This window comes from Xenorhabdus anantnagensis (genome assembly GCF_028598555.1).
Taxonomy (GTDB): Bacteria; Pseudomonadota; Gammaproteobacteria; order Enterobacterales; family Enterobacteriaceae; genus Xenorhabdus; species Xenorhabdus anantnagensis.
Window position 1 is genome coordinate 1 of sequence record NZ_JAQRFN010000050.1, and the last position, 7,279, is coordinate 7,279.

General features: G+C 51.5%; 7 protein-coding genes. 3 read left to right on the forward strand and 4 right to left on the reverse strand.

Annotated elements, in window-relative coordinates; genetic code table 11:
- Positions 1-375 precede the first annotated feature (375 nt).
- From PSI14_RS19180 to PSI14_RS19190, 3 genes are all read left to right on the forward strand, one after another.
- Entirely contained in the window at positions 376-702 is a 327-nt protein-coding gene (locus tag PSI14_RS19180; protein ID WP_273577584.1) for a SymE family type I addiction module toxin, read from the forward strand.
- 155 nt (positions 703-857) lie between these two features.
- Positions 858-1,208, forward strand: a complete 351-nt coding sequence (locus PSI14_RS19185) for a SymE family type I addiction module toxin (protein WP_273577585.1) — start codon at positions 858-860, stop codon at positions 1,206-1,208.
- 101 nt (positions 1,209-1,309) lie between these two features.
- On the forward strand, positions 1,310-1,597 hold the full coding sequence (locus tag PSI14_RS19190; RefSeq protein ID WP_273577589.1) for a SymE family type I addiction module toxin: 288 nt from the start codon (positions 1,310-1,312) through the stop codon (positions 1,595-1,597).
- 108 nt (positions 1,598-1,705) lie between these two features.
- Here PSI14_RS19190 and PSI14_RS19195 read toward each other — a convergent pair whose 3' ends face one another.
- The 4 genes from PSI14_RS19195 to PSI14_RS19210 form a co-directional block, all read right to left on the reverse strand.
- Entirely contained in the window at positions 1,706-2,002 is a 297-nt protein-coding gene (locus PSI14_RS19195; protein ID WP_273577586.1) for a hypothetical protein, read from the reverse strand.
- Between the two features lie 9 nt (positions 2,003-2,011).
- The gene (locus PSI14_RS19200) at positions 2,012-6,436 is read right to left on the reverse strand and encodes an RHS repeat-associated core domain-containing protein (RefSeq protein ID WP_273577587.1); all 4,425 of its coding nucleotides are present in this window, start codon (positions 6,434-6,436) and stop codon (positions 2,012-2,014) included.
- Between the two features lie 12 nt (positions 6,437-6,448).
- Positions 6,449-6,868 (reverse strand): DUF1795 domain-containing protein, encoded by a 420-nt coding sequence (locus PSI14_RS19205; RefSeq protein ID WP_273577588.1) that lies wholly within the window; start codon positions 6,866-6,868, stop codon positions 6,449-6,451.
- A gap of 39 nt (positions 6,869-6,907) precedes the next feature.
- The coding region (locus PSI14_RS19210) for a bacteriophage T4 gp5 trimerization domain-containing protein (RefSeq protein WP_442316491.1) at positions 6,908-7,279 on the reverse strand (372 nt) is incomplete at its 5' end.

Here is a 7,279-nt window from a genome sequence, read left to right on the forward strand (position 1 = left end):
ACATTCAGGTGGAACGGCTGGGAAAAGCCTTCCGTCAGGGTGAAGTCGGTGACGACAAAGGTCTGAATGTTTTGCAAACTCAGGTGATAAATCGATGGCTGGCAATAGATTCCAAACTTGTAGTTATTGTGAATAAAAATGAATAAAAGGCGGGTATTTTCGGCGAAAAAAGGAACTTCCTGAGTGACTTAACATGTTCTATTGCAATGGGTATATATACAGTATTTATTTTGCGAGCCGCTTCGCAAACGCCGGTTTTGATGATGGAAAGTTGCTCAGGTCGGGGATAATGTAGGCAATGAAATCTGAACGCGGCTTTACCGTGGTGGAACACGATAAAACCGCTAACCACAACAACTATAGAAGGTAGTTATTATGGCTAACACGCATTCTAATGCAGGAACCCGTATTTACAAAATTTCCCAGCCGGAACGGTATCAAAAAGTCGTTTACCGCCCCCAAGGACCCAACCGTACTATCCCCGCCATTAACTTAAGCGGAAAATGGTTGCTTGAAGCCGGATTTTCCATTCATGATCCGTTAAAAATCAGAGTGATGCCGGGTTGTTTGATCATCACCGCCCAAAATTTTCATGAACTGTGGCACTGCTTAAAAAGCCTGAATGAAGGCGAATGGGATGATATCGCCGTTGCTGGCTGGTTACAGCAATTTCCCGGCAAGTTGAATAAAAAGCTGTTGTAGATCAGTAGATCATAAGATAACAATTTGTTTTATCAGTAAAAAATAAAAACACTGACAAAGCGGGCGAACGGCTTTCCATCCCTTGAATGACAACATTTTCATTTTGGGAAACGGTTCGCATTTATATCATGCTAAGTAGCACAAGGAATGTATTAATGAGTCTTCATCTTTCATCTCACCTTGCCGAACTGCCAGAATTTGTAATTAGCGGTGACACATTGCAAGAAATCGGATTTATGGCCGATGCGTTATTCCATATTGCGCAATTTTCCAATGGCTTAATACTGTCCCTGATTGAGCCTGAAACCGGGCCAGATCTCGCTACGCTGTTTCATGAAATCGAGTGTGATCCACATCAAGGCATTGATGGGGTACGCGACAATGGCGAACTTTACCTTGTCGGTGACTGGCTGACTGAAAGCGGTTTATTGGATCATCCTGTTACCATTGAAACCGCGTATGGCACCATTGTAATAAAAGCCGAACTGCCGGTTTTGTTAGCTTGAATATCAGAAAGCTGAGTATGCCTAGATATTCCAGTTTTTTCATCAATCACTTGAAAACAGAAGCTACTGTCTTTGTGATAGTCAACTATTCACCGAGGTAAATAGCCGCCAATACCGAACGTTATTACACCGTGGGATACGTGCCGCAAAATAACAAAGCCACAGCCACAGCGCCGCCCGCTATCCACCTGAAAGGCCAATGGCTTAAGGCCGCCGGGTTTGAGATTGATGGCACACTCACCGTTAAAATTATGGACGGTTGTCTGGTACTTATTCCTGACAGCGATGACACCCGCACCATCAAGCAACAGTACCAACGCCAGCAAGACCAGCTCAGTGATATTAAGCTGCGAATGCGCGAGCTGATTGGCGACTATAAAAGTCGCTAAGGGCAGGAACTGAGCGGCTCTTAAAAAAGAAAAAAGCCGGAAGATTTTGGGGTCAGTTCACTTTCCGGCTTTTCTATTTATATCACGGTAATAATGTTCTTAAATTAATTATACGCCTGCACAAGCGAAAACAATTTCTTTCGTATTAGCATCAATATAAACATTAAGGTCATCATCTAATAACTCATATTCCATTGCATTCTCAGGCGTTACTTCTCTGGGATAAAAGCTCACAATATAATATTTTCGATCTTCTATTAAATCTTCCTTATAACAAATATCTATGTGGCAACCGATAATATCAAAACCATCATTAGCTGCCTTTTTCATAGCTATCCACAAAAATTCTGCGACATCTTTATTTATCTTATGCAAAATTTCGTATTTCTCTATGGGAGTTCCCATCCTTTATCCTCACAATATATCCTCTAATGGACTTCCACGACGCATTACCTTAAATTTTCCACTTGGCGTCCCCAGATAACTATCCCGATAGTTCGGAACTCGTTTATCTCCAGATAATCCTATATGAATATTTCTATCTGGCTGAGAAAAGGAATCACTATTATGTATATCTCCGGCTTTATTTGTCCGTTGCTTAAACGCATCTTCGTAAGCAGCATGTGTGTGATATTGACCAACAATGTCTTTATCCCCCAGTCCCTTCGGCATACCACGTTTTGTTACTTTCATTGATGGCGCTGATCTTCCTGTACCTAAGCGGGCACGGGTATGCCCATATGTACCATCCTTCGCTCTATATATAAGTCCACCATATTCACGGTTCATATGGATAGACATCGGGTTATACTTATTTAGTGCCGCCTTCGCCGCATCATCCGCAGTCGCAAAACCTTTACCACATTTTCGGCTAAGCCCGAGAGGGTCTATCCAAGACGTCGGATTTTCTACATACGAATAATGATTCACGCCTCCCAAAATCCCCAGTGGGTCTGGCGTCAGATAACAACTGGCAACAGGCGAGTAATACCTGTGCCTATTGTAGACCAGCCCGCTCTCGTCATCCAGCCACTGGCCTGCGTATTGTAGCCCCGGATTCAGTTCGGCATTTTCACCCGGTACACCCAGACGCAACCCGTACAGGCTCTGCGGCGGCTGGCGCCAGACCCGGTGCCCGGCGGCATCAAATAACGCCAGCGGCTCGCCCGTCGGCGCACACACCGCATACTGGGTCTGAATGTTTCCGGCGATAAGCTCATCCCGGTTTTCCGGGTTCGGGGTAAAAAACTGCACCTGCTGTGCCAGCAACTGCCAGCCCTCAAACACCAGATGGCGGATGCAGTGCAACCGGTTGTGCCGGTACTCGCGAATTTCTGCTGGCACATCGCCATCCCACAGATACGTCGTGCGCAGGCCTGCCTGTTCGCACACTTTTTCCGTGCGCCGCCCGAAGGCATCGTAGCGATAATCCCACTGCTGGCCGCCCGGCGTTTGCACGCCGATGAGTTGGTTCTGGCTGTTCCAGCGAAACTTGGTCAACTGAGAACGATGGCCTTCCTGCCAGAGCTGCATGGCAGTCATGCGACCGGCATCGTCATACTCAAACAGATGCTGGCCGAGCTGGCGTAACCGGTGGCCTTTCTGGTAGAGCCGCTCGCCCTCTATCTCATTGAGCCCGTCAAACCGGCGGGCAGGGTAGCCGGAGGCATCATATTGATAATGTTCCTGCAAACGATCCCGGTCACTGACCGAAGTGACCTGCCCGTTGCCGTTCACCACATAACGCAGCCATTGCCGCTCATCATTGGCGGCCACCAGGTTGAGCGCCGCGTCATAGCGATATTCCCTGTCCAATCCCGCCAGTGTCGGTTGCGGAATATCCGCGACTTCATGGGCTGCAAAGAATTCGGTGTTGCGTCCGGCACGTTGTGCGGTCAACTGCCCCATCAGGGCATGTTCCTGGCGCAGGATGAAGCCTTTATCCGACTGGCGATGCCATTCGTGTCCGTCTTCATCCCGCTCAAGGGTAAGTGTATGTTCGTTATTGAAACTGAATCGACACAACTCGCCAACTTTGTTGGCTTCGGTTTTCACCTGCCAGCGCTGGTCTGTCACCGGATGATATGTGCTTTCAACGATTGCGCTGTTGGGGTAATCACGCTGGATATCACCGTGAGTCTGCGTTTCTTTCACGATGCGGTCTTTATCATCGTATTCGAACGTCAGCGGTGTACTGTCAGGTGCCGTGACTTCCAGCAGACGCCCCAGAATATCGTAACAGTAGGTAGTGGTGCCTTCGGGCGTGTGCATCGCCGTCATGCGGCCGGCCGCATCGTATTCATGGCGGGTAATATTGTTCAGCGCATCGCGCTTTTCAATGCAGTGACCGTTGCCATCATACGCATAGTGCCACTGGGTGCCGGCATAGTCGGTTTCGGTAACCACCCGTCCGTCTGCATTCAGGGTATAACGGTAGCTTTCACCTTGTGGATTGACGACTTCCAGTAATTGCAGGCTGTCGGGGTCATAGTGATATTGCCAGCGATGGCCTTCCCCATCAACCCGCGCGACTGGCAGGTCAAACGGCCCGTATTCGATATGCCATTGTACGCCCCGCGCATCCGTCCACGCGGTCAGGTTACCGTGACGGTCATGGCGAAAACGCTCCAGACTGTTGTTCGGACGATCATTTAACGCCACCCGGTGATGGCGATCATATTCCCACAGCCACAGTGCGCCACCCCCCGAGGCCAGTCGCTGCAATCGGTCATGGCTGTCGTAACCCAACCGTAGGCTACGGTTTTCTTCATCAAACAGTTTGCTCAGGCGCTTATGTTCGTCATATTCCCATGTTCGTTTATGCCCTTCATCGTCTTCAGCCGCGATAACCAGGCCGAATTCATTACGCGTCAGCGTGGTTTTGCTGCCATCGGGGGCAATAAAGCATTCTGCATTGCCATGGTTATCGTATTGCTGCCACCAGACCCGTCCCAGCGGATCGGTCATGCTGACAAGGCGGTCAGTCTCATCATAGTGGTATTGCCATGTTGCACCGGTGGCATCGGTGAATTTGGTGACCAGCCCGGTATCCGCCAGATAATCTAACGTCAGGGTTTGCCCTTCCGGTAAAATCTGGTGGCGCAGGTTGCCCCATTCATCATAGTCATAACGCGTGACATGACCGCACGGGGTTTCGACCTGAGTTACCTGTTGCTGGTCATTGTGATGCCAGACGGTGGTGTGCCCTTGTGGTGTCGTTGAACGGGTGATGCCCGGTTCATAGGTCAGTTGCACCGGGTAGAACCCGCCACTGCCGACGCTGTGGATACAACGGCCTTGGGCATCATGGGTATAATCCACCGCCGTCTGGTCACCATCCGACCAGCGGCTAATCAGCCCCTGTTCGTTATAGTCATAGAACAGGTGAAATTGCTGGGTACTGTCCGCTTCGGCCAGCCAGCCAGTGTCATGATAGGCATAGCGTGCCATCAGGTCATTCAGCCCATGGTCAGTGCGGCGGATCGCTTCCAGCAGGCCCTCTTCCCGATAGAACAGCCGCAGTTCCGGGCCATCGCTGTGGGTGATTTTTTCCAGTTGATGGGTGTCGTTATGGTGAAAACGCACAGCATTGCCATTGCGGTCACGGTGTTCGGTGAGCAACCAGCGCTGTATCGTTTTCTCCCCGGTGGACACCAACCGGGTGAAGTATTTGCGTACCGGATTATGCCGTTCTGCCAGAACAAAGCCGGATTTTTCCCGGCTTAAGGTAAAGTCGGGATGCTCCGGGTTAATGCTGTGGTTAACACTTTGTGGCAGGGCAAAATGCAGGGAAGCCCCTTCGGTGGTCAGGATTGCTATTCTGTCCCCGGTGACAATGGCACATTCCGAGAAGTTGTCGAACCAGTTCTCGCCCAGCAATCCCCGCTGCCCCGGCGACCAGCTACGGGTAAACAGCAGCGGCAGCGTCTGTCCCAGCTCAATATCGGTGCGTTGATCAAACAGCGCCCCGGTGGTGACATCAATCGGGTCACCGCTAAAGAATTTTTTCGTACTGGCCCAGTAACGTTTTAATCCTTTGGTTTCTTTAAAGGCTGTTTTGGCGCACTTGAGTGTTTTGCCCCGAACAATCTCCCCGACTTTTTTCGCACCTTTAAATGCGCCCCTTACAATCGCTTTCTGTCCGGCTTTGGTAAAGAGCTTGCCTACCCCTTTTGCCAGCCCCCGCGAGGGGGGAACAATAAATTCCACGGCGATCAGCAACGCCCGTTGCCAGCCGGAAAATTCTTCCTCGATTTCCAGATACGTGCCCTGGCCGGAGCCAATAAAGACCTTGCTCGCCCCGCTCTTGATGGTGGCGCCACACACCAGCTTGTCATCCTTCCGCGCGGCGGGTTCGCCATTGATAAACACCGATTCACTGCCCTGTGCTATCAGCGGTGGCGGATGTTTGCTGCATGTGGCTAAATCCACGCTCGCCCGGGCCGCCGGTTTCCCCTCAATCAGGACATTCGGTGAACCTTTGCTGATTGCGCCATCCGGTGGCCCGATGCTGTCCACCATATTGGCCACGGCTGAGCTGACATCACTGATAAATCCGCCCAGGGCAAGGGTGCCCGCGGTGCCTAATGCCAATACCGCCGCGGTCGCTAACCCACCGGTGCCCACAATTACGGCCGATGCGGCCGCAAAGACCGCGGCGCCAATTAATGCGCCGACAACAACACCCGCCAACGCACCCAAAAAGCTCGAGTGCTGGATAATATCCCCTTCACGTGCCGCCGCCGGGCCGCGTGGTTGTGAAGGTGGCATGGCTCTGCCCACGGCATGGGTCGCCCCCACACGGGCAATCCGTGTTACGATTTCGTCACCCAGTCCCATGATGATCTCCCGTCATGCCGCCTGAAAACTGGTGATCACCGCCAGTAACGCAGTGCGTTGCCCTGCTTCAAAAGGGTGCGGTGACGTCAGGTTAAAGGCCAGTAACTGGCTGCCCCGGATTTGCAAGACCACCATCTGGTGCATTTCCCCTTCCGGGCTTTGCCAGTGGTAATCCAGCCGCCACGCGTCTTCACCACTGAGTGCCATTTGTAAACGCTGATGCTCCTGATAGCCCGGCAGGTGGGTCGCAAATTGCGCCAGCGTCTGTTCGTAATACGTTGCCGCCTCGGTGCCCAGCGGTACCGGTGTCCGGTTAATCACCAGATTGACCCCACTGTCATCCGGCAGGACAAAAACCTGCATGGTTTCATCGCGCCAGTTGGCCGGGAGCGTCAGGGTGCCTTCATTCATCCGGTAAGGTTGTGCGTTCATCGTGTTTCCTTTTTCACTTTTTTAAAATGGTTAACGGGATCAGTTCAGGGTGATCACTTTCTGGCCGTTGATAATGACGGTGTCGCCGGTAATATGGATGTTGCCTTCCTTATCGATCGAAATGCTGCCTTTGGTATTGCCGATATGGATACCCGCTTCGGTGGACTGGATAGTGATGGCGCCCTTGGCACTGAGCACACTGGTTTTCTCCACCGTTACCTGTCGTGTCCCGATGCTGCTGACTTCCGTCCCGATGATTTCCTTATGCCGGTCTTTGCGCACGGTAATCACCTGATTGTTGCCGACACTTTCCGTGTGGTCATGCACCACGCGGGTTGACCGGTCATTGAGGACTTCCGTGCTCATGTCCTTCTGGGCATGCAGGGCCAGCTTCTCGCTGCCTTTCGCATC

Bases quoted from the DNA above. Each gene is read 5' to 3' on its own strand.
- PSI14_RS19180 (WP_273577584.1), top strand. From the start codon at position 376: ATGGCTAACACGCATTCTAATGCAGGAACCCGTATTTACAAAATTTCC.
- PSI14_RS19200 (WP_273577587.1), bottom strand. From the start codon at position 6,436: ATGGGACTGGGTGACGAAATCGTAACACGGATTGCCCGTGTGGGGGCG.
- PSI14_RS19185 (WP_273577585.1), top strand. From the start codon at position 858: ATGAGTCTTCATCTTTCATCTCACCTTGCCGAACTGCCAGAATTTGTA.
- PSI14_RS19195 (WP_273577586.1), bottom strand. From the start codon at position 2,002: ATGGGAACTCCCATAGAGAAATACGAAATTTTGCATAAGATAAATAAA.
- PSI14_RS19205 (WP_273577588.1), bottom strand. From the start codon at position 6,868: ATGAACGCACAACCTTACCGGATGAATGAAGGCACCCTGACGCTCCCG.